Origin of the sequence: Phyllobacterium sp. 0TCS1.6A (assembly GCF_026420825.1) — a bacterium.
Taxonomy (GTDB): domain Bacteria; phylum Pseudomonadota; class Alphaproteobacteria; order Rhizobiales; family Rhizobiaceae; genus Phyllobacterium.
In genome coordinates this window covers 833,868-858,070 of the sequence record NZ_JAPMAB010000001.1, presented here as the reverse complement: position 1 = coordinate 858,070, position 24,203 = coordinate 833,868, and the positions used below count along the sequence as shown (strand labels likewise).

General features: G+C 61.5%; 24 protein-coding genes and 1 tRNA gene. 7 read left to right on the top strand and 18 right to left on the bottom strand.

What is annotated here, in order from left to right:
• Positions 1-584: 584 nt before the first annotated feature.
• A tRNA-Ser gene (locus tag OSJ75_RS04135) sits at positions 585-674 on the top strand.
• 130 nt (positions 675-804) lie between these two features.
• Here OSJ75_RS04135 and OSJ75_RS04130 read toward each other — a convergent pair.
• Entirely contained in the window at positions 805-1,227 is a 423-nt protein-coding gene (locus OSJ75_RS04130; RefSeq protein WP_323748418.1) for a YidB family protein, read from the bottom strand.
• 195 nt (positions 1,228-1,422) lie between these two features.
• Between OSJ75_RS04130 and OSJ75_RS04125 the strand changes: the two genes are divergently transcribed.
• Together OSJ75_RS04125 and OSJ75_RS04120 are read left to right on the top strand one after the other, a co-directional pair.
• Positions 1,423-1,680 (top strand): GlsB/YeaQ/YmgE family stress response membrane protein, encoded by a 258-nt coding sequence (locus OSJ75_RS04125; RefSeq protein ID WP_250014348.1) that lies wholly within the window; start codon positions 1,423-1,425, stop codon positions 1,678-1,680.
• 305 nt (positions 1,681-1,985) lie between these two features.
• Complete coding sequence (locus OSJ75_RS04120; protein WP_250014420.1) at positions 1,986-2,498, top strand: cupin domain-containing protein; 513 nt, start codon at positions 1,986-1,988, stop codon at positions 2,496-2,498.
• A gap of 28 nt (positions 2,499-2,526) precedes the next feature.
• Here the strand turns inward: OSJ75_RS04120 and OSJ75_RS04115 are convergent, their stop codons facing one another.
• From OSJ75_RS04115 to OSJ75_RS04080, 8 genes are all read right to left on the bottom strand, one after another.
• Positions 2,527-3,078, bottom strand: a complete 552-nt coding sequence (locus tag OSJ75_RS04115) for a hypothetical protein (RefSeq protein WP_250014346.1) — start codon at positions 3,076-3,078, stop codon at positions 2,527-2,529.
• A gap of 4 nt (positions 3,079-3,082) precedes the next feature.
• The gene (locus OSJ75_RS04110) at positions 3,083-3,883 is read right to left on the bottom strand and encodes an ABC transporter ATP-binding protein (protein WP_267227011.1); all 801 of its coding nucleotides are present in this window, start codon (positions 3,881-3,883) and stop codon (positions 3,083-3,085) included.
• On the bottom strand, positions 3,877-4,893 hold the full coding sequence (locus OSJ75_RS04105; protein ID WP_267227010.1) for an ABC transporter permease: 1,017 nt from the start codon (positions 4,891-4,893) through the stop codon (positions 3,877-3,879). The genes OSJ75_RS04110 and OSJ75_RS04105 overlap by 7 nt, the downstream gene beginning before the upstream one ends.
• 15 nt (positions 4,894-4,908) lie before the next feature.
• The gene (locus OSJ75_RS04100) at positions 4,909-5,940 is read right to left on the bottom strand and encodes an ABC transporter substrate-binding protein (protein WP_250014340.1); all 1,032 of its coding nucleotides are present in this window, start codon (positions 5,938-5,940) and stop codon (positions 4,909-4,911) included.
• A gap of 50 nt (positions 5,941-5,990) precedes the next feature.
• Positions 5,991-7,118 carry an LLM class flavin-dependent oxidoreductase gene (locus OSJ75_RS04095; protein WP_267227009.1) on the bottom strand — a complete coding sequence of 376 codons (1,128 nt, stop codon included), beginning with the start codon at positions 7,116-7,118 and terminating at the stop codon, positions 5,991-5,993.
• A gap of 29 nt (positions 7,119-7,147) precedes the next feature.
• Positions 7,148-8,287: an acyl-CoA dehydrogenase family protein gene (locus tag OSJ75_RS04090; RefSeq protein ID WP_267227008.1), complete on the bottom strand. Its 1,140-nt coding sequence runs from the start codon at positions 8,285-8,287 to the stop codon at positions 7,148-7,150.
• A 4-nt stretch (positions 8,288-8,291) separates the two neighbouring features.
• On the bottom strand, positions 8,292-8,855 hold the full coding sequence (gene msuE, locus OSJ75_RS04085) for an FMN reductase (protein ID WP_267227007.1): 564 nt from the start codon (positions 8,853-8,855) through the stop codon (positions 8,292-8,294).
• Positions 8,856-9,045: 190 nt separating this feature from the next.
• On the bottom strand, positions 9,046-10,911 hold the full coding sequence (locus tag OSJ75_RS04080; RefSeq protein ID WP_267227006.1) for a TPR end-of-group domain-containing protein: 1,866 nt from the start codon (positions 10,909-10,911) through the stop codon (positions 9,046-9,048).
• Between the two features lie 186 nt (positions 10,912-11,097).
• On the opposite strand from OSJ75_RS04080, the gene OSJ75_RS04075 reads away from it, so the two are divergent.
• Positions 11,098-11,403 carry a hypothetical protein gene (locus tag OSJ75_RS04075; RefSeq protein WP_267227005.1) on the top strand — a complete coding sequence of 102 codons (306 nt, stop codon included), beginning with the start codon at positions 11,098-11,100 and terminating at the stop codon, positions 11,401-11,403.
• 246 nt (positions 11,404-11,649) lie between these two features.
• Here the strand turns inward: OSJ75_RS04075 and OSJ75_RS04070 are convergent, their stop codons facing one another.
• Positions 11,650-11,988, bottom strand: coding sequence for a hypothetical protein (locus OSJ75_RS04070; protein ID WP_250014333.1), 339 nt, complete (start codon positions 11,986-11,988; stop codon positions 11,650-11,652).
• A gap of 129 nt (positions 11,989-12,117) precedes the next feature.
• Positions 12,118-13,638, bottom strand: coding sequence for an MFS transporter (locus tag OSJ75_RS04065; protein WP_267227004.1), 1,521 nt, complete (start codon positions 13,636-13,638; stop codon positions 12,118-12,120).
• Positions 13,639-13,803: 165 nt separating this feature from the next.
• On the opposite strand from OSJ75_RS04065, the gene OSJ75_RS04060 reads away from it, so the two are divergent.
• On the top strand, positions 13,804-14,688 hold the full coding sequence (locus tag OSJ75_RS04060) for a LysR family transcriptional regulator (RefSeq protein WP_267227003.1): 885 nt from the start codon (positions 13,804-13,806) through the stop codon (positions 14,686-14,688).
• Between the two features lie 22 nt (positions 14,689-14,710).
• On the opposite strand, the gene OSJ75_RS04055 is transcribed toward OSJ75_RS04060, so the two are convergent.
• Positions 14,711-15,301 (bottom strand): hypothetical protein, encoded by a 591-nt coding sequence (locus tag OSJ75_RS04055; protein ID WP_267227002.1) that lies wholly within the window; start codon positions 15,299-15,301, stop codon positions 14,711-14,713.
• Positions 15,302-15,499: 198 nt separating this feature from the next.
• Here OSJ75_RS04055 and OSJ75_RS04050 point away from each other — a divergent pair, with 198 nt between their 5' ends.
• Positions 15,500-15,832, top strand: coding sequence for a hypothetical protein (locus OSJ75_RS04050; RefSeq protein WP_250014325.1), 333 nt, complete (start codon positions 15,500-15,502; stop codon positions 15,830-15,832).
• Between the two features lie 10 nt (positions 15,833-15,842).
• Here the strand turns inward: OSJ75_RS04050 and OSJ75_RS04045 are convergent, their stop codons facing one another.
• The gene (locus tag OSJ75_RS04045; RefSeq protein ID WP_267227001.1) at positions 15,843-17,906 is read right to left on the bottom strand and encodes an ATP-dependent helicase; all 2,064 of its coding nucleotides are present in this window, start codon (positions 17,904-17,906) and stop codon (positions 15,843-15,845) included.
• 191 nt (positions 17,907-18,097) lie between these two features.
• Between OSJ75_RS04045 and mazG the strand changes: the two genes are divergently transcribed.
• Entirely contained in the window at positions 18,098-18,919 is an 822-nt protein-coding gene (gene mazG, locus OSJ75_RS04040) for a nucleoside triphosphate pyrophosphohydrolase (protein WP_267227000.1), read from the top strand.
• Positions 18,920-18,923: 4 nt separating this feature from the next.
• Here the strand turns inward: mazG and hflX are convergent, their stop codons facing one another.
• From hflX to trkA, 5 genes are all read right to left on the bottom strand, one after another.
• Positions 18,924-20,324, bottom strand: coding sequence for a GTPase HflX (hflX, locus tag OSJ75_RS04035; protein WP_250014318.1), 1,401 nt, complete (start codon positions 20,322-20,324; stop codon positions 18,924-18,926).
• Positions 20,325-20,332: 8 nt separating this feature from the next.
• Entirely contained in the window at positions 20,333-20,572 is a 240-nt protein-coding gene (gene hfq, locus OSJ75_RS04030; protein ID WP_008129219.1) for an RNA chaperone Hfq, read from the bottom strand.
• Positions 20,573-20,694: 122 nt separating this feature from the next.
• Positions 20,695-21,561 carry a D-amino-acid transaminase gene (locus OSJ75_RS04025; RefSeq protein WP_267226999.1) on the bottom strand — a complete coding sequence of 289 codons (867 nt, stop codon included), beginning with the start codon at positions 21,559-21,561 and terminating at the stop codon, positions 20,695-20,697.
• A gap of 11 nt (positions 21,562-21,572) precedes the next feature.
• The gene (locus OSJ75_RS04020) at positions 21,573-22,673 is read right to left on the bottom strand and encodes a lactonase family protein (RefSeq protein ID WP_267226998.1); all 1,101 of its coding nucleotides are present in this window, start codon (positions 22,671-22,673) and stop codon (positions 21,573-21,575) included.
• A 45-nt stretch (positions 22,674-22,718) separates the two neighbouring features.
• Positions 22,719-24,095 (bottom strand): Trk system potassium transporter TrkA, encoded by a 1,377-nt coding sequence (gene trkA / locus OSJ75_RS04015; protein ID WP_250014311.1) that lies wholly within the window; start codon positions 24,093-24,095, stop codon positions 22,719-22,721.
• Positions 24,096-24,203 lie beyond the last annotated feature (108 nt).

Here is a 24,203-nt window from a genome sequence, read left to right as displayed (position 1 = left end):
GCTGCTCCCCCACTGGAAAGGACCTGCACAGAATACCCCGGCTTCAAACAGGGGGGATAAGTTTTTTTGCGTGCCGGGGCGAAAAATGAGCGAAATCAGCAACTTGCAGGGCAAAATATTTTTTTAGGCCGGAAATCTATCCCACCACGTGGGCCCGTTGTGCCCCTGTTCACGGCCCGGAAACGAGAGATGGCAATAATGTACCGCGTGCTTCGACAAGCTCAGCATGAGGGAGGTCGGGGATTTGCAGAAAAGTAGGGAGCCAGAACTGAAGGCCGGGCAGAACTATCCCCTGCCATCCACCCCATCCCCTCATCCTGAGCTTGTCGAAGGGCGCAGCAACGTTTGTGCAATCGCTTTTTAGAGCACCGCATCAAAACAGTGCGTGCTTCGTGGTTCGACTAGCTCACCATGAGGGAGCTTGGCTCAGCATGCGGAACAGGTCAGCCCCATCGCCCTCGCCCATATTCGCGGAACAGGTTGACGCTGCAATCCGAACGACTATAAAGGCCGCGAAACCCGCTGGCGGCAAACCGCGCGCCGCCATGTCGATCGCCAAGCCGGCCGACAGGTTTTCATGGGTTGGAGGGGTGGCCGAGCGGTTTAAGGCACCGGTCTTGAAAACCGGCGTAGGTGAGAGCCTACCGTGGGTTCGAATCCCACCCCCTCCGCCATAACCTTTGTTTTTATTATATTTTTGCTGCACTGCATGCACGAAAAAACCACCCTGCCGAAGCAAGGTGGCCTGATCGTAGTGAAGGGCGAGCAAGCTTCCCGCGTCCTCGCCCGGACTGGTCCGAAAAGTTAAACCTTGGTCCCGAGCAGCGACGCTACCTCGTTCGTCGTCGGTACTTTGCCATCGGCCGTAAGCTTGTCGACGATACCGGGCAACACCTTCGAAAGCTGGGCAAGCAGTTCTTCCTCGCTGATACCGGTGCGCTTGGAGATTTCGCTGACCGCTGTCTTGCCAAGTGCGGAGCCAAGATCGCCGGGGGCGATAGGTTTGTTTTCACCTGGCTTCACCCAGGAATCCACCGTCTCGCCATGACCATTCTTGGTGAGGCTTTCGATCAAGCCGCCCAGCCCGCCTAACAGGCCACCATCGCCGGTTGATTGCGTTGGAGCCTCTGGCGCGCTTGCCGTCGGCTCTGGCGCGCTTGCTGTTGGTTCCGGTGCGTTTGCCGCTGGCTCCGCCGATTGCGGCTCGCTGCCGCCGCCGCTGACCATTTTCCCGACGATCAGTGCCCCCAACGCGATCAGCAAGGGCTTTGTGATGTTACCCTCAGGTACTGCATTGTCGAAAATTCCCATAAACGTCGCTCCTTTTGGTGAAACACATGTCAAACTAAGCAACCATAACTTGCATTTGTCCAGTCTATGGGAAAATATGTCTGCATTGTACCGCAAACTCAGAGGTGACCGATGTCTATTCTTAGTTGGATAATCTTGGGACTGGTTGCAGGTTTTATTGGAAGCAAAATTATCAATCGCAGTGGCCAGGGGCTTATTCTGGACATCATTCTTGGAATCGTCGGTGCTGTTGTTGGTGGCGTTATTTTCAGCTTCTTTGGTGCAGCCGGAGTTACCGGCCTGAATATCTATAGTTTGATAGTTGCGATAATCGGCTCGATCGTGGTCCTCTGGCTCTATCACGCAGTCTCGGGCAGACGCTCGGCTTAAAATTTGGCGCCCGCCACCCTGCCCGGCACATTCTGGAATGCTTTTGCTGCCGGGCATGGGATCGGTGGGAGATATGTTCCTCCAACTCCGGGCATAGACAACATTCTGCCTGTGGCCGCTGCCGCAAAAAACGTAATTTGAGCGCTGACAGAACGTCAAAGCGGCAGGAAGTTCGAGCGAACGGCCTGCGATCATCATATTGGATCGGACAGGCGCGTTCACCTGGCTGATACCGGCTTCGACGAGCTGGTGCGGACCGCGTGACGAAGCACCCTGCCCGCATCAGCATCATCGAGGATATTGCATTGTCGAAAGATCACGATCACCAGCACCATCATCATGACCACGCACACGATCACGACCATCAGGAGATCGACTGGCGCAACAATGGTGTGAAGGTCATTCCCGGCAACCAGCTCGACCCCAATACGGCCCAGACGCCCGGCATGAACCGCGCGACAGCCATCAACAATGCGCGGGCCGGCGCGGAGAAGATCTGGGCCGGCACGGTGACGATCCATGCCAATGCCAAGACCGGCGCCCATCACCATGGCGATCTCGAAAGCATCATCTACGTCGTAAAGGGCAAGGCGCGCATGCGCTGGGGCAACAACCTCGAATTCACGGCCGAAGCCGGCCCGGGCGATTTCATCTACGTTCCGCCCTATGTGCCGCATCAGGAGATCAATGCAAGCGAAGACGAAACGCTGGAATGCGTGCTCGTTCGCTCCGGCCAGGACCCTGTCGTGGTCAATCTCGATATCGAGCCGGTTGAAAAGCCGGAAGGCGTGCTGTGGAAGGACCCCATCCACAGATAGACGCGGCATTCATGCCGGGCGGCGATGCTCAGCCTATCTCAAGCGCGGTCGTCGCCTCGATATTCGCGCCGAAACTGTCGGTAACGACGAGTTTCGCCACCCAATACCCATTCATGCCGATCTTCAGCGGCGGGACTTCGAATGTCCCGTCACCCTGGCGGCTGACCCTGTGCCTAAAGGGTCCGAGGCCGAACGAAGGCTTGGCGAGCTCGAAGACGATCTCCGTCGTATCGACGGCGGGAATTCCGTCTCGCTCGACGTCGATTATGGTCACCGAGACGTCGCCGACATGCGGCGGATCGACGAGGATCGTCGCCCGCAGCCGAGGCGGCGGCAGGAGACCGGGGTCGCCGCCTTCCGCGATCAGCCGAAACAGCCGCGCCGCGGCGCGCGGGTCGCCGTCTTTTGCCGCCGCCACACAGGTAGCCGCGAGGTCGCTCGAAACCAATGGTATGGCGATCGAACGATCCTTCAGACCGGCCAGGCCCGCCCTTGTATCCAGCCCGTAGCCGATCAGGAGGCCGATCGCGCCGCCGATGATGATCGGCACCCGGGAGCCCGTGGCCGGCGCCGCTGCCATCGTTCTACCAGCTTGCCGCAAGGCCAAGGTGCTGAAGCGCCTCACGGCGCAGCTCGCCAAGGCGTGGATCGCCCCGGTGGCGCGGATAGGGCAGGTCGACCGGGATATCGGCGACAATCCTTGCCGGACGCGGCCCGAAGACGAGAACGCGCTGCGTCAGGAACAGCGCCTCCTCCACATCATGCGTGACGAGAACGGCCGTCATCGCAGCCTTCTGCCACAGCGCCACCAGTTCGGCCTGCATCGTCAGCCGTGTCAGGGAATCAAGCTTGCCCAGCGGCTCGTCGAGGAGGAGCAGGCGCGGATCGTTGACCAATGCCCGTGCGAGCGCCACGCGCTGCGCCATGCCGCCCGAAAGCTGGTGCGGATAGGCCTTCTCGAACCCGGCAAGGCCGACAAGCTGGAGCGCGGCATTGACGCGCTCGCCACTGGTCCTGATGATGCCCTGCGCTTCGAGGCCGAGCGCGACATTGTCGCGAACGGTCCGCCAGGGGAAGAGCGTCGGGTCCTGGAACACCAGTATGCGCGAGGGATCGGGGTCGGCGATCGTCTCACCATCCACCCGCAGGGAGCCGGCAGTGGGATGATCAAGTCCCGCCAGCAGCCGCAGCAGAGTGGACTTGCCGCAGCCGGAGGGGCCGAGCAGTGCCACGAACTGTCCGGGCTCGACCGCAAAGCTGACCCGATCGAGGACGGGCAGCGGCGCGCCCTCAAGCTCGAACTGGTGCGAGACGGCGCTGATATCCACCTGCACACCGGTGCGGTGCGCGGGTTCGCGAAAATCGGACTGCGCAAGCGCTACCATCGGACAAGTCCCTTCTGCCATGAAAGTACCCGGTCGCGGATACGGAAAAGAATGGTGATGAGGCTCGAGCACATCAGGGCCATGACGATCAGCGCGGCATACATGTTGGCATAGGCGGCCCAGCCCTGCGCCCATTGCAGATACCAGCCGAGCCCTGCCTTGACGCCCAGCATCTCGGCGACGACGAGGACCGCAAAGGATGTGCCGAGGCCCATGAACAGGCCGACGAAGACATGCGGCAAGGCGGCGGGAATGGCGACCTTGAAGATGAGGAACCAGCGGCTGGCGCCGAGCGTGCGGGCGATGTCGTAGTAGTCGCGATTGACGCTGGCGATGCCGGACCAGGTGAGGATCGTCACCGGAAAGGCCGTCGCCAGTGCAATGAGAAAGACGCTCGCCGAGCCGCTCGAGGGGAAGATGAAGAAGGAAAGCGGCAGCCATGCCGTTGCGGGAAGCGGTCCGATCAACCGCAATATGGGATGGACCCAGTAGCCGGCCGCCCGCGACCAGCCTATCGTGACGCCGGTGGCGAAGCCGATGACGGCGCCGAAGAAATAGCCCTTGGCAAGCAGCAGGACCGAATGAAGGACGCTCTCGCCGAGGCGCGCCCAATCGTCGATATAGACTTCCAGAATACCCTGCGGCGACGCGAAGAACGGCACCGGAAGCAGGGCGAGCTTGGCCGTCAGCACCTCCCAGATGCCAAGCCCCACCGCAGCAACGGCAAACCACGGACCATAATAGCGGATCCAGGCTGCGGTCTTCCCGAGGAAGGGTCCCGTCGCCAGCACCAGGCCAAGCAGCGCCGCAACCAGCACCGCCAGGATTGCCAGTTCCCGGCCATAGGGGGCGGGTATGATCTCCGGCCAGAATTCGATGACCGCTGCGGCGGCCAGCCAGAGCAGCGCGGCAATCGCACCCGTCCACCAGGTCCTGCCGGCCGGTCTGGCCGAGGCGGCCGGGCTGGCTGCGGTGGAAAACCGCGTGTCGTTCGACTCTATGGCGGTCATGTCACCCCCCTTTCGTCAGGCTGTCAGGACGTCTGCATAGACCTTGTCGGCAAATGCGTCCGGATCGGTCGATTGCTTGAATACCTGCACATCGCGCAATTCGCCGGCGTAGAGGGCGATTTCCTTCTTCAGGTCGGCGCCGGTCGGATTGTGATTATGCGTCTGGGCCAGAAGCACAGCGATCAGGTCGTCGGTCGATTTGTCCTTCGGAGCATTCGGGAGGAAGGCTTTCGCGGCGTCCTCGGGCTTGGCAACGGTCCAGTCCTGGGCCTCCAGCAATGCGCGCGTGAGAGCTGTGGCGGTCGGCAGGTCATCGCGGATCAGGCTACCGCGCAGCCCGACGATGCAGCAGACGCGCTGTTCGAAACCATGGTCCAGATTGGAGGCTATCTGGACATAATCATTATCGCGCAGCCAGAAGAAGGCTTTGGGATCGCCGTCGGCGATGGCGTGGATTTCTCCCTTTTCCGCCGCGACCTGCAACAGTTCACCGGGATATTGCCGCCATTCCACATCGCTGATGGGGTTTATGCCTTCCTTGTTCAGAAGGATCGAGAAGAAATTCTTGCCCGGGCTCGCCAGATCCGAGACGCCGATGGATTTGCCCTTGAGGTCCGCGAGTGTCTTCAAGCCGGTGCTCGCCGGCGTGACCAGCCGCGAACAGCCCCCATGGGTGCCCGCTGTAATCTTGACGTCGAAGCCCTGCTCCAGCGCTTTCAGCCATCTCAGCGCCATGCCGACGCCGCCATCGGCCTTGCCCGTCGCGATCGCCTCCAGAAGCGCTTCGGTGGATGCGCCAAAATTCACCAGCTCGACGTCGAGCCCGTATTTGGCGAATATCCCCTGCTCCTTGGCGACGAAGACCGGGGCAAGACAGATCGCCGAAGCATTGGTGGCGAATTTGATCTTCTTCAGTTCCTTGGCGGGTGCCGCTGCATTCTGCGCGCCTGCGAGGCCGGTCAGCGCCATGGAGCCGAGCGGCGCCGCCAGACCCAATGCACCGGCGCCACGCAGGAGCGTGCGGCGGTCAAGCATGAAATTCCCCATTTCCCATCTCCTTCGATTTTGGTTTTCGACTGTGACACTGGCCGCCGGCACTACTCCGCCGCGTGCGCCTGCTTTGCTGCCCGATCCCGCTGTGCCACGAGCTCGCGCACGCGCGGCAGCAGGTCGCGGCCGTAGTGGAAGGCATCCTCGATCGGATCGAAGCCGCGAATGAGGAACGTAGTGATGCCAAGGTCGTAATAGTCGAGGAATGCCTCGGCCACCTGATCGGGCGTCCCGACGAGCGAGGTCGTATTGCCTTGCGCGCCCGTCAGCCCGGCAATCCCTGTCCACAGGCGCTTGTCGAGCACGGTTCCCTGTTCTGCCGCGGCCAGCAGGCGCTTCGAGCCTTCATTGGCCGGGTTGCGTCCGCCGATCTGGTTGAAGCGCTGATTGTTGGCATCGCGCACGCGGCCGGCATCGATCAGGGCTTTCGCCTTCTCAAGAATGTTGTTGGCCTTGGCCCAGGCCGCCTCTTCCGTCTCCGCCAGGATCGGGCGCAGCGAAAGGCTGAAGCGCGGCGATCGGCCATAGGGAGCGGCGGCCTCGCGAACGCGCTGCAGCAGTTCCTTCACCTGCGCATGCGTCTCGCCCCAGAGCGCGTAGATATCCGCATGTTTGCCGGCCACTTGCAGGGCCGCATCGGAGGCGCCGCCGAAATAGACCGGAATGCCGTTCTGCTGCACCGGCTTGATGCCGCCGAAGCCCTTGTCGACCTTGTAATACCGGCCGTCATAGTCGAACGGTTCCGCGCTCGTCCATTCCTGGCGTACGATGTCGAGATATTCCGACGTGCGCGCATAGCGCTCGTCCTTGGTCAGGTGATCGCCGTCCTGCGCCAGTTCGACGTCGTTGCCGCCGGTGATGATATGGACACCCACACGACCTCCGCTGATGTGATCGAGGGTCGCCAGCTGGCGCGCCGCAATCGTCGGCGCCGTGAAGCCCGGGCGATGGGCGATCATGACGTTGAGGTTTCTCGTCACGCTGGTGACGTGCTGGCCGACGAGGATGCTTTCGGGCGACGTCGAACTGAAGGCCAGAAGCACGCGGTCGAAACCGCCGCTCTCCTGCACCTTGGCGAGCGCCTCGATATAATTCAGATCCAGCGCCTTGCCCGTGGCGCGGATTGTCTCGGAACCGTTGGCGTTTCCGACATAACCAATGAATTCGACTGGCATGGTGGCCTCCTTGAATGGGGTAAGCGGTGTCAGATGCCGAGGGCTGCGCGCCCCGCGGCGATCCGCACGGTGTCTTCCTGGGGTGAATGGATGCGGCCGCAAAGAACGTTGCGATAATGGCGCTCCAGCGGATTATTGCGGCTGATGCCGTGGTTTCCGGTCAGCCTGAGTGCTTTTTCGACCGCCAGGATCGCATTCTCGGTCACGGTCAATTTGAGAAGGCTGCTCTCGGTCGATGATGGCGCTTCGCCGGCATCCGCATCGCGCGCAGCCGAACGGAGCAGGCGCGCATTCGTAACGAGCAGTTCCTCGATTTCGCCGAATGCCTGCTGGATGCGAGGCACCGTCGCCAATGCAGCGCCAAGATTGGCGGGTTTCCGATCATGGAGGAATTGAACAAGCCAATCGCGCGCCGCCCGCGCCACGCCGTCGTAAAGGGCGCCGAGCAGCACCGCCATCCACGCCGTCTGGCTGCCGTCGCGCTCTTTCCATTCCTCCGGCCGCCGAATATCGACCGCATGGTCGAGGGGAATCCGGACATTGTCGAGAATGGCGTCGTGGCTCGCCGTCGCGCGCATGCCGAGCGGATTCCATGTCTGTTCAATCCGCAGCCCATCCGCCTTGGCGGGTACGAGAAAGGCGCCCACGCGCGGCTCTTCCTCGTCCGTTCGTCCCCAGACGATGCACCAGGTGAGGCCGGCAATGCCCGTCGAGTAGATCTTGCGGCCGCTCAGCGACCAGCCGTCCCCGGTCCGGCGCGCGGTCGTCGCCGGAAGGCCACCGCGGACCGGCGTCCCGAGTTCCGGCTCCACCCGCAACGCGTTGATCAGGGCACCGTTCGTTGCCGCGTCGGCCAGCACCCTTCGCACCAGATGTTCCGGCCAGCGCTCACCGGGCAGTGTCGCAAGGTTGATGTACTGCATGACGAGGATCAGCGCGGTCGATGGCTCGCCCTTGGCAATTTCACCGATCACGGTCGCAGCATCGGCAAGCCCTGCCCCTCGGCCGCCATAGGCCACCGGCGCAGTCAGCGCCAGCAATCCGTATTCCTGCAACTTGCGGAAATTCTCGTGCGGAAACGCGCCGCTTTCATCATGATCGCCGGCCGTCGCGGCAAGTTCGATCGCAACCGTTCGGGCCGTCTCGCCAAGGGTCAGTGCGCGCGTCATCGTCCTACTCCGCTGCGCTGGCGGCCGGAAACGCCAGTTGAGCGACGAATGGACGGGCTTCTTCGACAATCTGCGCGATCTTGAGCTTGACCGGCTCTGACGCGATCTCGTTATCGGCAAAGTCGCGATCGACGCCAAATATTCCGGTCGGGAGCGTATGCGCCGCGAAGAACCCGAACAATGGCCGCAGCTGGTGCTCGATGATCAATGCGTGGCTGTTGTTTCCGCCCGTCGCCGTAAGCACGATCGGCTTGCCTTGCAGCGCGCGCGGCTCGAGCAGATCGATTAAATGCTTGAACAGCCCGGTATAGCTGCCCTTATAGGTTGCCGTACCCACCACCAGAATATCCGCTGCCACGACCTTGTCGAGAATGGCGGTGGCGGCGGGACTGAGTTCGCTGGCGCGATGGGCAGTGCCGAGCGATGCGCCAACGTCGATGAGATCGTAGACTTCCGCTGTCAGCCCATATTGCCGGCTGATGCTCGTGACCACGCTGGTGACGAGCGATTTTGTCTTTGAAGGGCTGCGGACATTGCCGGAGAGACCAACGACAGTCGGATTGGACATGAGCGATATCCTTTAACTGTTATTGCCGCTGACACGGCTCAGGTAAAGACTACCAAAGTTATAGAGATTAAAAAGAAAGCAGGCGCTGAACTGCGCCGCGTTACTGGTATATTTTTCTGAATCGTCGCCGGACGATGAACTTATCGCCGCCTCGCGAGATTGCGCGCAGAACCTCCCCCGCGCCGCCCGATCACGCCGTTCGTTCCTTGATCACCTTGAACATGTCGGTAAACCGGACATCGCCCCTGATGGCGTCGAGATCGGAATCGTTCCTGAACCACATGGTCTGATAATAGGAGCTTTTCGGCAGGACTGTTTGCAGCAGCCGGATGGCTTTTTCCGTCTCGCCGATGATCGAATAGACGCAAGCGACATTATATTGCGCCACGACATCGTCAGGATCGATCGCCAATGCCCGGTCGGCCCATTCGATCGCACGCTGTTTGTCGCCCATATGGGCCCAGGCGAGCGCTCCCCGATGCGCCGGTCCCGAATTCTCCGGATTCCGGGCCAATGCCTGTTCCGCCCGCCAGGCACCGACGCGGGCCCAGCTTTCGGTTTCTGCCGCCCTGCCAAGCGACCGATATGCGCTCATCAGGTGGATGGGCGACAGGTAGTCATCGGGCTTCAACTCCGCTGCACGCCTGAAATACTCCACCGCAGGCTCGAACTCGCCCCGCATGTAAAAGAAGCGGCCATAGTGGAAATTCGCTTCGTGGAGACCCTGATCGATCGCAAGTGCGCGCTGGAACGATGCCGCGGCCTCCTCGTCCCGGCCAGCCTGGTGCATCGCCAGGCCGCGCGAGGCGTGAGCCTCGGCCAGGTCGGAATCCAGCTCCAGTGCCTTGCCAGCCATGGCCAATATTCTTTCCAGCGGAAAATCCTGCGGCTGCCAGTCCCGCAGGGCAGCCTCGCAATCGGCTATGCCCGCATAGGCCCGCGCATAATCCGGGTCGAGTTCCACTGCCTTGCAGAACATTCGCCGCGCCAGATGGAGGTAGGACTTGGTCCAGGCATGCGAGAACTGCCGGCCGCGAAGATAATAGGTATAGGCCTCGACATTGCCCGTCGGCGCCGCCACGATCGCCCGACGCTCATCCGGCAGCAGCTTTATCTTCAGCTGGTTGACGATCGACTGGGTTATCTCGTCCTGTATCGCGAAAATATCGGTCAGTTCCCGGTCGTAGCGCTCTGCCCACACATGGCCGCCATACGTCGCATCGATGAGCTGCCCGGTGACCCGCACGCGCTCCCCGACCTTGCGGACGCTGCCCTCCAGCACATAGCGCACGCCGAGCTCCTGCCCCACCTGCTTGATCTTCACGGATTTGTTCTTGTAGGTGAACATCGTATTGCGCGCCACGACATGCAGGCTGGAAACCTTCGACAGGTCGGTGATGATGTCTTCGGTGATGCCGTCGGAAAAATACTCCTGTTCCGGGTCGCGGCTCATATTGGTGAATGGCAGGACAGCGATGAGTTTCTGTGTCTGGTCGAGCATGGCTGGTGGCGTCGGTGCGGAGGAATCCGGGCCGGGCGCATCGTCGAATCCGATCGTATAGACGCGGATGTTCTGCTTGATGTTCTTGAGGGACTGTTCGCCCCGGTCGACGAAAGGCAGGTTGAGCCTCGAGCCGATCTGGTCGCGCACGGATGCCGCCACGGCGATGCCGCCCGGGTCCGCGATGCTTTCGAGGCGCGCCGCGACATTCACGCCGTCGCCGAAAATATCGCCATCCTCGACGATGATGTCGCCGAGGTTTATGCCGATGCGGAACTCGATGCGGCGGTCCGCCTCCACTTCCCGGTTGCGCTCCTTCATCCCGCGCTGGATATCGGCCGCACAGGCAACGGCATTGACCACGCTCGAAAACTCGACGAGCATTCCGTCGCCGGTCAGCTTGAATATCCTGCCCTGATGGTCGCCGATCAACGGGTCCATGAGTTCGCTGCGATGACGCTTGAAGCCGTCGAGCGTGCCCGCCTCATCGATCCCCATCAGGCGGCTGTAGCCGACGATGTCAGCAGCAAATATAGCGCTCAGTCGGCGTTCCAAATGGCCCCCGGGATGTAGAATGAACAAGCGGGTACTATAGTCGCTTTCGTTCTCGTGTCGCGTCCATCATTCGATTGACGAAATGCACGCCTGCGGGAGCCTGTCGAGCTTCAGGCGTGCGAGGTTTGGGCTTGACCGTTTTCGATGCCGAGGCGACACTTCCACCGAGAGGCAGGAGGAAGAACGATGGTCGAACCAGAGCGGTGGCGTCACATGGCAAGCGCCCCAAAAGACGGTAGCCGGATTCTCGTCACGGTCCGCTCGTCCGAACAGGGACCGGCGGAAGTGGACCTCGCCTACTGGTCGAATGGCGACCAGTATGGTGCGGAAGGCTGGCGCGCCTCGGATTCCTCCCCCGGCCGCAACATCGAATATGCCGAGCCGGAGCTGAAGTGCTGGATGCCGATGCCGTCTGCCGATTTCAGCCGCGCTTCGGCGCCCCAGCCCTGGGAAGGCGAAGATTCGGAACAACTCGACGGGTCCGGCATCTGAACCGCCTCTGCCGCGAGCCATTTGCGCCCGCGAAAACAGCCCCGGCATCCATGGAAACCGGGGCTATTCGCCATGTAGGCCGCGCTAGTGTGGTGGAATTGAAAATACGCCTGATTATGACGGCAGGGCCGGAGCGTATTTCAATTCCGAAACCACACTGGAAACATCTGGTTGCTAGTGACCCTGTCGAATCTGAAGTTCATCTGGTGCTGCTGCAACAATGTCGTGAACTTCAGATTCGGGTCACTAATTGGTCGGGCAGTCCTGCGGCCGCGTTGGCGGCTTGGTCGAGTCGTTGCTCATTGCCGTGGTTTGACCGGATTTGATGTCGGGGCAGTTCAGGCCGCCCTTGTTGCCCTCCGAATCGGACGTTGTGCCCGTTGCCGTGCTGCCGGTGGTGGCGCCGGATTGATCGGCGCCCGGCGTCTTGTCGGCTTCGTCGGCGGGTTTGTTTTCCGGCATCGCCCCTTCCGAGGTCCCGGTCGGCTTGCTGGTGGCAGGGTCGGCCGGCGCCGCGGTTTGAGCAAAGGCTGACGTCGCCATGGCGACGGAAAAGAATGCTGCGGCCAGTGTCTTGTAGATCATGAGTTTTCCTCCATAGGTTGATAACTCGATGAAGACGTAACCGCACTTGCATCGTAATGTTCCCCGGTAAATCAAGGCAAAAACAGGGCAGCGGCGCCGATGCCGGCGCGCACCGCCCCGGCCCATCCACTAGAGCCCGCCGGCTTGCAGCGGCTTGGCGTTGCGGGCACCGAAGATGACGAAGCTGATCGCGGCAAAGCCCAGTGCCGACAGCGCGCCATAGAGCATGACCCAGCTGAAACCCTGGATCAGTGCGGATCGTGCAGCCTCGAGCCCGATGTCGCCTCCGATCCCGGCGCCGAGATTGCCGGCGGCAATCGCCTCGGCAAGCGACCTGAAGTCGGCGACCTGACCTCCCCCCGCCAGGCTTTCGAGGTGCGAATGAATGCCGAGCAGGAGGATGAAGCCCATCAACGCGATATTGATGGCGAGCGAGATCATGCGCGCGCTCATATCCATGCCTGAAGCCATGCCCGCGCGTTCGACCGGAACGGCAGCCGTGGCGGTATTGGTGACCGGTGTATTCGTCATCCCAAGCCCGATGCCGGCGAGGATGCAGCCCGGCAAGATGGTCAGCCAACTCGCCTGATCGCTGACGGCCGCAAGTCGCATGAGGATGAAGCCGATGCCGATGAGGAATAGCCCGAGCGGGATGACCACCCTTGGCCCCTGACGCAGCAACAGTCTTTCTGCAAAGGGCGGCACCACGAGCGTCGGCAGCGTATAGGCGAGAAGGGTGAGCCCCGCGGTGACGCTGTTGAGCCCGAGCACCGCCTGGAAATAGATCGGCAGGTAGATCACGAATGGCCAGAAACTGAAGTTCATGCCGCCGGAACCGATGAGCGCGCCCGAAAAGCTGCGTATCCGGAAGGTGCGGAAATCGAACATCGGCCGCGCGACCCTGTTCTCTACCATGATGAAGATGACGAGGCTGACAAGGCCGATGGCGGCCATGGCGAGGCCAGGCGGATTGCCGGTTCCAACGCCTTCGCCCTGCGTGATCAGATAGACGAGGCAGAAAACGGCGACCGAAAGGCTGACCATGCCGGCGAGATCGATCCGGACCGCATGCGGGTCGGACGATTCCTCGACACCCGCATGGGCGAGACCGAGGGTCGCCGCGGCGAGGACCACATGGACGAGAAACACCCATTCCCAGCTGGCAAGCGTGACGATGAGACCGCCGACGATCGGACCGAACCCGAGGCCGATGCCGAATATGATGCCCCACCAACCGAAGGCGGTGCCTCTCTCGCGACCATTGCGGAACTGGTGCGAGAGCACCGCGACCTGGCAGGCCAGCATTGCAGCGCCGCTCGTTCCCTGCAGAAACCGCGCCGCGATCAGCACCGGCGCCGTTTCTGCCAGGCCGCAGACAAGCGAGGCAATACCGAAAACCACTATTCCCACCATGAAGATGCGCTTGCGGCCATACCGGTCCGCGAGTGCGCCCATGGCCATGAGCCAGGTCGTCATGGCTATCGTATAGGCATTCATGATCCATTGAAGCTGCTTGAAGTTCGCGGGCAGGACGTGTTCAAGCGTCGGCAGTATGGAGGGAATGCTGGAAATCTCAAGGCCAAGCATGAGCGCCGAGAGACACACGGCGGCCAAGGCCACGAGATTTGTTGATGAGACATTGGAGCTCATGATTTTACCTTGCTGTTTTCATTGCGAATCGAGACTGCGGCGTATCGTGCCGATCCCGACGGCACCCTTCAGTCAGCAGTCTGGACGCAAGATGGTCGCGCATTGACCATAAGACAATCGAATGTCAGACTATTTCAGTGACAACAGAATTGAATGGATAGCAGTGTGACCATACTGGAAGTCGATGCTGTTCGGGCCTTTGTGATGATAGCCGAGCACCGCAGCTTCACCCGCGCGGCCGAGGCTCTAGGAACCACGCAAGGCGCGGTCAGCGTGAAGCTCAAGCGGTTGGAGGACCGGCTCTCGCAAAAGCTGATCGAGAGGACGCCGCGCCAGGTGCGCCTCTCTGCGCAGGGCCAGATATTCATCCAGTCGGCGCGCGAATTCCTGGCTGCGCATGAGCGGGCCATTGCCGGATTGACTGCCACCCGGCGTCGCTTCAGGCTCGGGATCGCCAGCCACGTCATGGGGCCCGAGGTTCCGACATTGCTGGCGCGGCTGAAATCGCTCGATCCGGCGCTGACGATCGAAGTGTTGCTGGATAATTCGCGTGCGCTGCTGGATTCCTTCGAGGAAGGCACGCTCGACGCCGTCATCATTCGCAGTGACGACGACCGCCGCGACGGGGAAATTCTCGGGCCCGAACATTTCGGCTGGTTCGCCTCACCGGATTTCGAGCACCGGCTCGGCGAACCCCTGCCGCTGGCGACGCTTTCGCCCCACTGCGCGGTGAGGGATGTCGCCACGCGCCTGCTCGACCGCGCCTGCATTCCCTGGGTCGAAGTCTTCGTCGGCGGCACGTCTGCCATCGCCGCCGCGGTATCCGCCGGCCTGGCGGTCGCTGCCTATCCCTATCGCCTTGCTCCGCCCGAGGCTGTCGATATCGGCGACGTGCTTTCCCTGCCGCCGCTGCCATCGCTCGAGATCGTGCTCCACTCCTCCCTTTCCGACCCGCGAACGAAGGAGACGTTGCGCGCCATCACCGCAGCCTTCAGGGAGCACCGCAAGGCGAGCATCAAGCCGACCTGCGTGCTGCAGACGACCGGCTAGCTAGCCGGGAATTCGCGGCCGGTCAGCGCTGCCCGCCATAGCCTCGCTGCTTCCAGCGGCTGAGCGGCATGATATCCGGCAGTCCGCCGCCGGGCTCGTACCAGGAATCGACTGCCCAGGACGATCCGGCGCGATCGACCATGACGGCGGTGAAATGCGGGTAACGTCCATCGATGAAATTGCCCCGCGATGCGCGATTGGCGGGAACGTGAAACCGCAGCATGCCATTCTGCTTGAGATATTTCAGGAACCGGCCGGTATTTGTCGATTCATCGACGCAATCCATCTGGCCCTTCTCCCGGCCCTTGCCGAACTCCATCTTCGGCCTGTCCCGGATGCCTATTGCCGCCGTGCCGCGCCGTTCGAAATATTGCACCGCCCGGCGCGTGGCATTGCGCTCGGCGGCCGGGGAAGTCTTTCCACCGGCCATGATCGCGGCTATGCGCGCCCGATCCGCATTCGACAATGTAAGCGATGTACGAAAGTGGCAGCCATAGCCATGACAGATCGCGATCCGTTCGGCTCGCGCGCCGTTGCTTGCCGCAATCATTGCCGCCAGTGCCCCGACGGCGAGGCCGACCGCCCTGCCCCATCCTGTTGTCTTTCCCGCCACGATCCGGTCTTCTCCTCATTCGCTATGTGCCGTCGGCCGGCCCTTGCCAAAGCTTACAGGCGGCGCGCAGATGCCGATAGCATTTCGTCACCCGGCCCGGCAATCACGCGGAACGCGTCTACACCCCTTCGTTATTTACCAAAGCGCCTTCCGTCTGTTAGCATGGATGGCAGTCCTGACGCGCGGAGCGGTAACACCATGCCGAAGCAGCCTCATTTCGAGCAATATACGGACGAAGACTGGCAGATCATGAGCGAGGCTCACAAGACCGCCTCCCTCAAGCTGGGACGGGATCACCGCGAGCACGAAAACGCCAATCGGCTCGCGCGCACTGTCATGATGCTGTTCGACCAGGGCATCAAGAACAAGGATATACTGGTAAGGATGGCCATTCGCCGGGAATTGGCCAATGAGCATCTGGCCAACGAACTCTATTCGAAATTCGACAGCATCACCCTGCTGGACCATGGTTCGGCCCCTGCGGGCAAGCAGAAGCCGACGGAGCAGAAGAGGCCGACGGAACGCCACTAGACGTCCGGTATCAGGACCACATGCCGCGCATTCGGGCGCCGATATCGACCCGCACGCTGCGCGCCGCCTGCTCCCGCTCGCTGGATGCGCGAACCTTCGGCCAGCTTGAACATTCGAAATACTGCAGCAATGTCGCCGGAATGAACCGCGTGCGCGATGCGTAGACGTGCCTGTCGCCTTGCGCATTCTGGCCGTGGGTGAAAAACCGCTGCGGCACGACGAGGTGCAGATCGTCCCGGGCTCGCGTCATTGCAACATAGAGCAGGCGCCTCTCCTCCTCCAGTTCCGGGCGGGAGCCGGCGCCGAGATCCGAAGGCATGCAGCCATCGACGACGTTGAGAAGATAGACCGACTTCCATTCCTGCCCCTTGGCGGAGTGGATCGTCGAGAGGATCAGATAGTCCTCGTCGCGCGATGGCACCCCCGACTGGTCGCTGGTGGCGTCGGGCGGATCGAGCGTCAGTTCGGTCAGGAAACGTTGGCGGGAATTGTAGCCCGCCGCGATCTGCTCTAGCTGCAGTATGTCCGCAAGGCGCATGGAGGCGTCCTCGTAGCGCCGTTCCAGATGCGGCTCATACCAGGCACGGATCCGGTCTATCTCCGTCGGCCAGGGCGTGTTGCTGCCATGCAGGGACTGCAGCAACTCGACGAATTGCTGCCAGTCCTCGCCGCTGGCGCGGGGCGGGCCCGAAATGGCCGACAGCGCCGCGAGCGGATCCGCCGCTTCCGCCATCTGGTCGAGTACCCGCTGCGCCGAGCCTGGACCGATACCGGGAATGAGCTGCATCAGCCGAAACCCCGCCACCCGGTCACGCGGGTTCTGGACGAAGCGAAGCGCCGCAAGCGTATCCTTGACATGGCTGCTGTCGAGAAATTTCAACCCGCCGAATTTCACGAAGGGAATATTGCGCCGCGTCAGCTCGATCTCCAGCGTTCCGCTGTGATGGGAGGTGCGGAAGAGCACCGCCTGCTCCTTCAGCAGCGCCCCCGTCTCCCGATTTTCCAGCACTTCTTCGACGATGTAGCGGGCCTGTTCGGTCTCGTCGCGCACCGTAACCAGCCGTGGCCGCGCCGCTGACTGGCGCTCCGTCCACAGGTTCTTGGTGAACCGCTCCGATGCAAGGTCGATCACGGCATTGGCGGCCTTGAGGATCGGTTCGGTCGAGCGATAATTGCGGTCGAGCGTGATGACCTCGGCGCTCGGGGAGAAGGCGGCTGAAAAGTCCAGAATATTGCGCACTTCCGCCGACCGGAACGAGTAGATGGACTGGGCATCGTCGCCGACGACGGTAATACCCTTGCCGCCCGGCTTGAGCGCAAGCAGGATGGAGGCCTGCAACCGGTTCGTATCCTGGTATTCATCGACCAGTATGTGGTCGAACCTGGAGCCGACATCCTCGGCCAGCAGAGGATCGCCGACCATTTGCGCCCAGTAGAGCAGCAGATCGTCGTAATCGAGCACATTCTGCGCCTGTTTGGCGGCCACATAGCCACCGAAGAGCTCCCGCAGCTGATCGTTCCAGTTGCCGCACCAGGGATAATGCTCCTTGAGCACCTCCGCGAGCTGCCGCTCCGAATTGACGACGCGCGAATAGATCGCCAGGCATGTCGATTTCGTCGGGAACCGGCTTTCGGTCTTCGAAAAGCCGAGCTCATGCCGGACGAGGTTCATCAGATCGGCCGAATCCTCGCGGTCGTGGATCGTGAAGTCGCGGTCGAGCGACAGCTGCTCGGCATAATCGCGCAATATCCGGGCGCCGATGCCGTGGAACGTGCCGGACCATTCCAGTGCATCGCTATAGAGGCTGCCATTTGCGCCCAGCACCTGGCGGCAGATATGCTCCACCCGCCGCGCCATTTCCGTCGCCGCGCGCCGGGAGAACGTCATCAGCAGTATGCGCGAGGGATCGACGCCATTGACGATGAGATGGGCGACGCGATGCGCGAGCGTGTTGGTCTTCCCCGATCCTGCGCCCGCGATGATGAGCAAGGGACCCGCGATGGCTCCTTCTGCGACGCCGAACTCGACGGCGCTGCGCTGCGCTTCATTCAGCTTTTCAAGATATGCGGCCATTGGATCTCCGGCACACGGATCCCCTGCGGAGAATCACCTGGAACATAGCGCGAACGTAGCATCGTCCGGCGTGCATTGAAAAGCAGATCCTCAACTTGCGATAACGGGAGGCGCAGCAAGAGCTGTGGACAAGCCGATCGGCGACAAGGGCTTTTATGGTGCCCTGCCGCCGGCTGGCCTATCACTGTTCAATGAAACCATCTCGAGACATTGCGCGCCTGCTCGACATCATGGCTGCGCTTCGCACTCCCGTCACCGGCTGCCCCTGGGACATCGAGCAGACGTTCCGCTCCATCGCGCCCTATACGCTCGAAGAGGCGTTCGAGGTGGCTGACGCCATCGAGCGGGACGATCTCGACGATCTTCGCGAAGAACTGGGCGACCTCCTGCTGCAGGTGGTTTTTCATGCGCGCATGGCGGAAGAGATCGACGCTTTCGATTTCGGCGACGTCGTCCAGGCCATCACGAACAAGATGATCCGCCGCCATCCGCATGTCTTCGGCGACGAGCAGGCGCGCGGCGCCGGCATGGCCAAGGGCATGTGGGACAAGATCAAGGCGGAGGAAAAACGCGAGCGACGCGAACGCCGCAGCGAGCTTGGCCTGACGTCGCATGACGCGGCCGGATATCTGGACGATGTGCCGCATGGCTTTCCTGCCCTGATGCGGGCGCTGAAACTGCAGCAGAAGGCGGCGAAAGTGGGTTTCGACTGGTCTGAAGCCGCCCCCATACTCGACAAGATCGAAGAAGAAATCGCCGAGTTGCGGCACGAGATCGCCAGCGGCGATACGGAACGGGCCAAGGACGAATATGGCGATCTGCTTTTCGCCATGGTCAATCTTGGCCGGCATCTCGACCTGGAGCCGGAAAGCGCCCTGCGCGGGACCAACGAGAAATTCCGGTCGAGGTTTCATTTCATCGAGCGGAAGCTGAGCGAGCGCGGCCAGTCGCTGGAAGATGCGACGCTCGACGAAATGGAGGAACTCTGGGTCGCGGCAAAAGGCCGGACCTGATCGCCTATATCGGCTGGCCGAGCTTTTCTTCCAGCCCCTGTTTCGACGTCGCGGTCATGTCCATGCTGATCTTGACGGAGCCATCCTCCAGATCTGTCCGATCCACATTGCTGGCGTGTTGATACACCCAGTCCACCAGCCGCAATTGATGCTGGTTCAGCGTGATGGTGATGCGCTGCAGCTTCCCGGCGATGCGGTTCTCGATCTCCCGCAGGAGCACGTCGACGCCTTCGCCGGTGACGGCCGAAACCGGCAGCGGGTGTTCGTCGCCGACCGATGCCGCGCTCAAGCGATGAGCCGCCTCCCTGCCCGCATCGTCCAGAAGATCGATCTTGTTCCAGACCTCGATGATGCGGCGCGTATCGCCCCTCTCGATGCCGAGGCTCGCCATGATCGCGTGGACGTCCTCGGCCTGGGCGGCCGTATCCGGATCGGAGATATCGCGGATGTGCAGGATCAGGTCCGCCTCGACCACTTCTTCCAATGTCGCGCGGAAAGCGGCGACAAGATGCGTCGGCAGGTTGGAGATGAATCCGACCGTATCGGACAGGATGATCGTCTCGCCATGCTCCAGCCTGATGCGGCGCAGCGTCGGGTCGAGAGTCGCAAACAGCATGTCCTCGGCCACCACGCCCGCGCCGGTCATGCGATTGAACAGGGTCGATTTGCCGGCATTGGTATAGCCGACGAGGGCGACGACCGGATGCGGCACCTTCTTGCGCTTGCTTCGATGCAGGCTGCGCGTCCGCACCACGGTTTCGAGCTCGCGCTTGATGCGCAGGATCTTTTCCTGCAGCGCCCGCCGATCGGCCTCGATCTGGGTTTCACCGGGACCGCCGAGGAAGCCGCCGCCGCCGCGCTGGCGCTCAAGGTGGGTCCAGCTTCGAACGAGCCGCCCCTTCTGGTAGGTAAGGTGGGCAAGCTCCACCTGCAGCGCGCCCTCCTTGGTCTGGGCTCGACGGCCGAAAATCTCGAGGATCAGCCCGGTGCGATCCAGCACCTTGGCGTTCCATTCCTTTTCGAGGTTCCGTTGCTGAACGGGCGTAAGCGCGTGATCGACGATGACGAGTTCCGCGTGATTGCCTTTCACGATCTCGGCAATGGTCTCCACCTTGCCCGTGCCGAGCAGGGTCGCCGGCCGGGGCGCGGCAACCTGGACGATGTCGGAAAATACGATGTCGAGATCGATCGCCTTGGCGAGGCCGATGGCTTCTTCCAGCCGAGCCTCGTCGCTGCGCTGGAATTCGCGGCTATATCCGCCTGAATCATCGTTCCTGGCGCCCTCGCTGAACCGCAAGGGCAATACCGGCACGATGACGAGAGCCCGTGTGGGTTCTTCAGCCGTCGTGCCGGCCGCGGCGTTTACGTCTGTTTTTCTTGAGTTACGCCCTGAAGATTTAGCCAATCCTGGTCTCAGTCGCTTTCTTCGACCTCGAACATCTGCACCGGCTGGCTTGGCATGATGGTCGAGATGGCATGTTTATACACGAGCTGCGAATGCCCGTCGCGGCGCAAGAGCACGCAGAAATTATCGAAAGAAGTGACGATCCCCGTCAGCTTCACGCCATTAATGAGGAAAATTGTCAGAGAAATCTTCTGTTTCCTGACGGAATTCAGAAAAAGGTCCTGAAGATTCTGCGATCGTTCAGCCATTGTTTTTGTCCTTTTATGCGATCAGCAAACGTGTCCCATGCAGATGTCGGCAGCAGGCGCGGATATTATCCGCACCGGCAGGAGGTGGAGATATAGCGTCGTTTAGTCCCCTCATCCACGGGTTAACAGGATGGCGTTTTTTCCGCAATGTCAAAAAACGCCTCCCGCAAGGAAAGTGTCGTGGCGCCGGGATGTCCATTGGCGACCACATGGCCGTCGATTTCAACGATAGGCATGATGACCGTCGTGGCCGCAGTCATGAAGGCTTCCTTCGCATTCATGGCTTCCTCGACCGAGAATCCGCGTTCCTCGATGGTCAGTCCGAGTTTCTTCGCCACATCGAATATCGTCGTGCGGGTGATGCCGCGCAAGATGCCCGTCTCGGCCGGCCTCGTCACCAGCGTGCCGTCTTTGGTCACGATCCAGGCATTGGTGGCGGCGCCCTCCTTGACCGTCCCGTCCGGATCGACGAACCACGCTTCCTGTGCGCCCTGCTCCTTGGCCTGCTGGCGCGCCATGACGTTGGGAAGCAGCCCTATCGACTTGATATCGACGCGTTCCCAGCGGTTTTCCGGCACGGTGATGACCTTTATGCCCTTCGCCGCCCGCGCGGCACTGGCCGCCGGGTCCGTCCGCTTCGCGGTCACGACGATGGCAGGCGTGGTGGTCGCCGAAGGAAACACATGGTCGCGCCGCGCCACGCCGCGCGTCACCTGAAGATAGACCAGGCCATTATGAACCCTGTTGCGGCGCACCACTTCCTTGATGACCGTCACCAGCGCTTTCCGAGCCATCGGCCAGCCGATTTTCAGTTCGGACATCGACCTGTCGAGCCGATCGAGATGGCGGGTCATGTCCATGATATTGCCGCGCGCCACCTCGCACACTTCATAGACGCCATCGGCGAATTGATAGCCGCGATCCTCGATATGGATGCCGGCATCGGCATGCCTGACATATTGGCCATTCACATAGGCTATGCGCGACATTTCACTACTCCTCAGAATCTTCCGAATACGATGCGCATGGGCGTCGCAAGTTCGACACGCTTGCCCGTGTCTTCCAGTTTTCCGGTCTCCGCATCCCGCCGGAAGACAGCGATACCGCCGCCCTTCTGATTGCTGACCAGCATGAAGCGGCCGGAGGGATCGATGACAAAGTTTCGCGGCCCGATGCCCTGCGAAGGCTGCCAGCCGACCAGCGACAGTTCGCCGTTCGCCTCGATCCGGTAGATGACGATGCTGTTATGGCCGCGATTCGAGCCATAAAGGAAGCGCCCATCTTCGCTTACGGCGATTTCCGCGCAGGTATTGGTCTGCGTGAAATCCTCCGGAATGGCAGGAACCGTCTGGATGATCCGCAGGCGCCCCGAAGCGGCATCATGCTCCAGCGCCGAAATCGTCGAGTTCAGCTCGTTTATGACATAGGCATTCCGCGCATTGGGATGGAAAACCATATGGCGAGGCCCGGCCCCCTCCGGCAGTTGGGTCACCGGTTCGGCCGAAAGGCGAAGCTCATCCCCTTTGTGCGGCATGTCATAGGCAATGATCTGATCGAGACCGAGGTCGCACACATAGAGCGTGCGATTGTCCGGACTTGCAACGGAGCAATGGCCGTGCTGGCGCTTCTGCGTCGGCAATATCGCCTTCGGACCCTCGTGAATCGACGCCGCGAACGCCGGATCAAGTCCGCCATCACCGCGAATGGCGAGTGCGGCGATGGCATTGCCCGGTCGGGCGCCCAAGGGCGCTACCGTATAGTTGGAGGCGAATATGGTCTCGCGCGCAATGTCGAAGCTCAGGTGACAGGTCGCATTGCCGAGTGCCGATTGCATGTTGATGTAGGAGAGTTCGCCGCGCGCGGGGTCGATGTCGAAGGCTACGACGAGATTCTCGTTCCATTCGGGCACTTCCGACGCCGCATAGAGCCGCTTGCGCTTCTCGTCGATGGCAAGATAGCCGGGATTGTCGATGGACTTGTATTCACTCACTAGTGAAAGATCGCCCGTTTCCTCGTTGAATTCATAGACATTTATACCATCGCCATTCCCGGGAAGTGCATTGCGGTTCAGGTTGCCGGCAAAGGCGAGGGTCTTGGTCATTTGTTTCTCACAAGATGGACGGTTTTTGACGTGTAACAGGACTTCTCAGAAGAATTCGAGGCTGACGCGGAACATCTGTTCGACCTGCTTGACCGTGTCCGCCGTCGCGAACAGGACAACGCGATCCTTGGGCTTGATGCGGACGCTTCCATTCGGCTTGATGACTTCGCCATTGCGGTAGATGGCTCCGATCCGCAATCCGACCGGCAGGTCGAGATCACGCAATGGCGCGCCGACCATGGGTGAAGTCTCCAGCGCCTCCGCCTCGATGACCTCGGCCCGGCCCTTCTGCACGCTGTGAACGGCGCGGATACGCCCGCGCCTTACATGTTGAAGAACCCGCGAAATCGTGACGCTTCGCGGGCTGATATGGGCATCGATGCCCAGGCTTTTGCCGAGGTCGAGAAAATCGGGATTGTTGATCAGGACCAGATTGGACTTGCAGCCAAGGCGTTTCGCCATCACCCCCGCCAACATGTTGACCTGATCGTCATTGGTCAGCGTCACCATGAGGTCCGCATCCTGAATTTCGGCTTCATGCAGCAATTTCTGGTCGAGCGCACTGCCATGCAGCACCAGCGAGCGGCGCAGCTCATCCGCGATGGCATGGGCACGCTTCAGATTGGGCTCGATCAGCTTGATCCTGGTCTTCGGCTGCCTGGCTTCGATGGTCTGGGCAACATGGAGCCCGATATTGCCGCCGCCGGCTATGACGATCCGGGTTGCTTCCGGCTCCTCATGCCCGAACAGGGCAAGCGTGCGATGTATTTGATCCTTGGTGGCGGCGACATAGGCGATGTCTCCGCTGAACATCTGGTCGGTCGAGCGCGGGATGAACAGGCTGTCGCCCCGCATGATGCCCATCACGGTCGCTTCGAGATCGGGAAAGAGCTCGGTCAGCTGGAACAGCGGCGTGTTGATAACCGGGCAATCCTCGAGACATTCGATCGCCAGAACGGCGATATGCTCGTCGGCGAAGCGCACCACGTCGCTTACGCCCGGCAGCGCAATGCGCCGCAGGACCATCTCGCCCACCTCGAGTTCCGGCGAGATGATCACGTCGATCGGCATGTGATCGCGCGAGAACAGGTCCTGGTAGTGCGACGCCAGATAGGCCTGCGCCCTGATGCGTGCTATTTTCGTCGGCACGTTGAACAGCGCGTGGGCCACCTCGCAGGCGACTATGTTCACTTCGTCATAGAGCGTCGCCGCGATGATCATGTCGGCCTGGTCCGCACCCGCCGCCGCCAGAACGTCCGGATGGGCGCCATGCCCGACAAAGCCGCGCACATCGAGCGTATCCCGAACCACCTGGATGAGTTCGGCCGACGTATCGATGACGGATATGTCATTGTCCTCGGCTGCGAGACGCTCTGCAATGCCGTAGCCGACCTGACCGGCGCCGCATATGATCACGCGCATCAGCTAGACATGCCTTCCACGAGGAAGACCGAATGTAGCGGCGACCATTGTCCGACCCGGTTTCCCTTGGCCCCAGCCGATAGGACGCGCGGCTCTCGATTGATAGTG

Excerpts from the sequence above, each read along its gene's own strand:
- OSJ75_RS04130 (WP_323748418.1), bottom strand. The coding sequence starts at position 1,227 with ATGGTCAGCGGCGGCGGCAGCGAGCCGCAATCGGCGGAGCCAGCGGCA.
- OSJ75_RS04125 (WP_250014348.1), top strand. The coding sequence starts at position 1,423 with ATGTCTATTCTTAGTTGGATAATCTTGGGACTGGTTGCAGGTTTTATT.
- OSJ75_RS04115 (WP_250014346.1), bottom strand. The coding sequence starts at position 3,078 with ATGGCAGCGGCGCCGGCCACGGGCTCCCGGGTGCCGATCATCATCGGC.
- OSJ75_RS04110 (WP_267227011.1), bottom strand. The coding sequence starts at position 3,883 with ATGGTAGCGCTTGCGCAGTCCGATTTTCGCGAACCCGCGCACCGCACC.
- OSJ75_RS04105 (WP_267227010.1), bottom strand. The coding sequence starts at position 4,893 with ATGACCGCCATAGAGTCGAACGACACGCGGTTTTCCACCGCAGCCAGC.
- OSJ75_RS04100 (WP_250014340.1), bottom strand. The coding sequence starts at position 5,940 with ATGGGGAATTTCATGCTTGACCGCCGCACGCTCCTGCGTGGCGCCGGT.
- OSJ75_RS04095 (WP_267227009.1), bottom strand. The coding sequence starts at position 7,118 with ATGCCAGTCGAATTCATTGGTTATGTCGGAAACGCCAACGGTTCCGAG.
- OSJ75_RS04090 (WP_267227008.1), bottom strand. The coding sequence starts at position 8,287 with ATGACGCGCGCACTGACCCTTGGCGAGACGGCCCGAACGGTTGCGATC.
- msuE (WP_267227007.1), bottom strand. The coding sequence starts at position 8,855 with ATGTCCAATCCGACTGTCGTTGGTCTCTCCGGCAATGTCCGCAGCCCT.
- OSJ75_RS04075 (WP_267227005.1), top strand. The coding sequence starts at position 11,098 with ATGGTCGAACCAGAGCGGTGGCGTCACATGGCAAGCGCCCCAAAAGAC.
- OSJ75_RS04070 (WP_250014333.1), bottom strand. The coding sequence starts at position 11,988 with ATGATCTACAAGACACTGGCCGCAGCATTCTTTTCCGTCGCCATGGCG.
- OSJ75_RS04065 (WP_267227004.1), bottom strand. The coding sequence starts at position 13,638 with ATGAGCTCCAATGTCTCATCAACAAATCTCGTGGCCTTGGCCGCCGTG.
- OSJ75_RS04050 (WP_250014325.1), top strand. The coding sequence starts at position 15,500 with ATGCCGAAGCAGCCTCATTTCGAGCAATATACGGACGAAGACTGGCAG.
- OSJ75_RS04045 (WP_267227001.1), bottom strand. The coding sequence starts at position 17,906 with ATGGCCGCATATCTTGAAAAGCTGAATGAAGCGCAGCGCAGCGCCGTC.
- mazG (WP_267227000.1), top strand. The coding sequence starts at position 18,098 with ATGAAACCATCTCGAGACATTGCGCGCCTGCTCGACATCATGGCTGCG.
- hfq (WP_008129219.1), bottom strand. The coding sequence starts at position 20,572 with ATGGCTGAACGATCGCAGAATCTTCAGGACCTTTTTCTGAATTCCGTC.
- OSJ75_RS04025 (WP_267226999.1), bottom strand. The coding sequence starts at position 21,561 with ATGTCGCGCATAGCCTATGTGAATGGCCAATATGTCAGGCATGCCGAT.
- OSJ75_RS04020 (WP_267226998.1), bottom strand. The coding sequence starts at position 22,673 with ATGACCAAGACCCTCGCCTTTGCCGGCAACCTGAACCGCAATGCACTT.
- trkA (WP_250014311.1), bottom strand. The coding sequence starts at position 24,095 with ATGCGCGTGATCATATGCGGCGCCGGTCAGGTCGGCTACGGCATTGCA.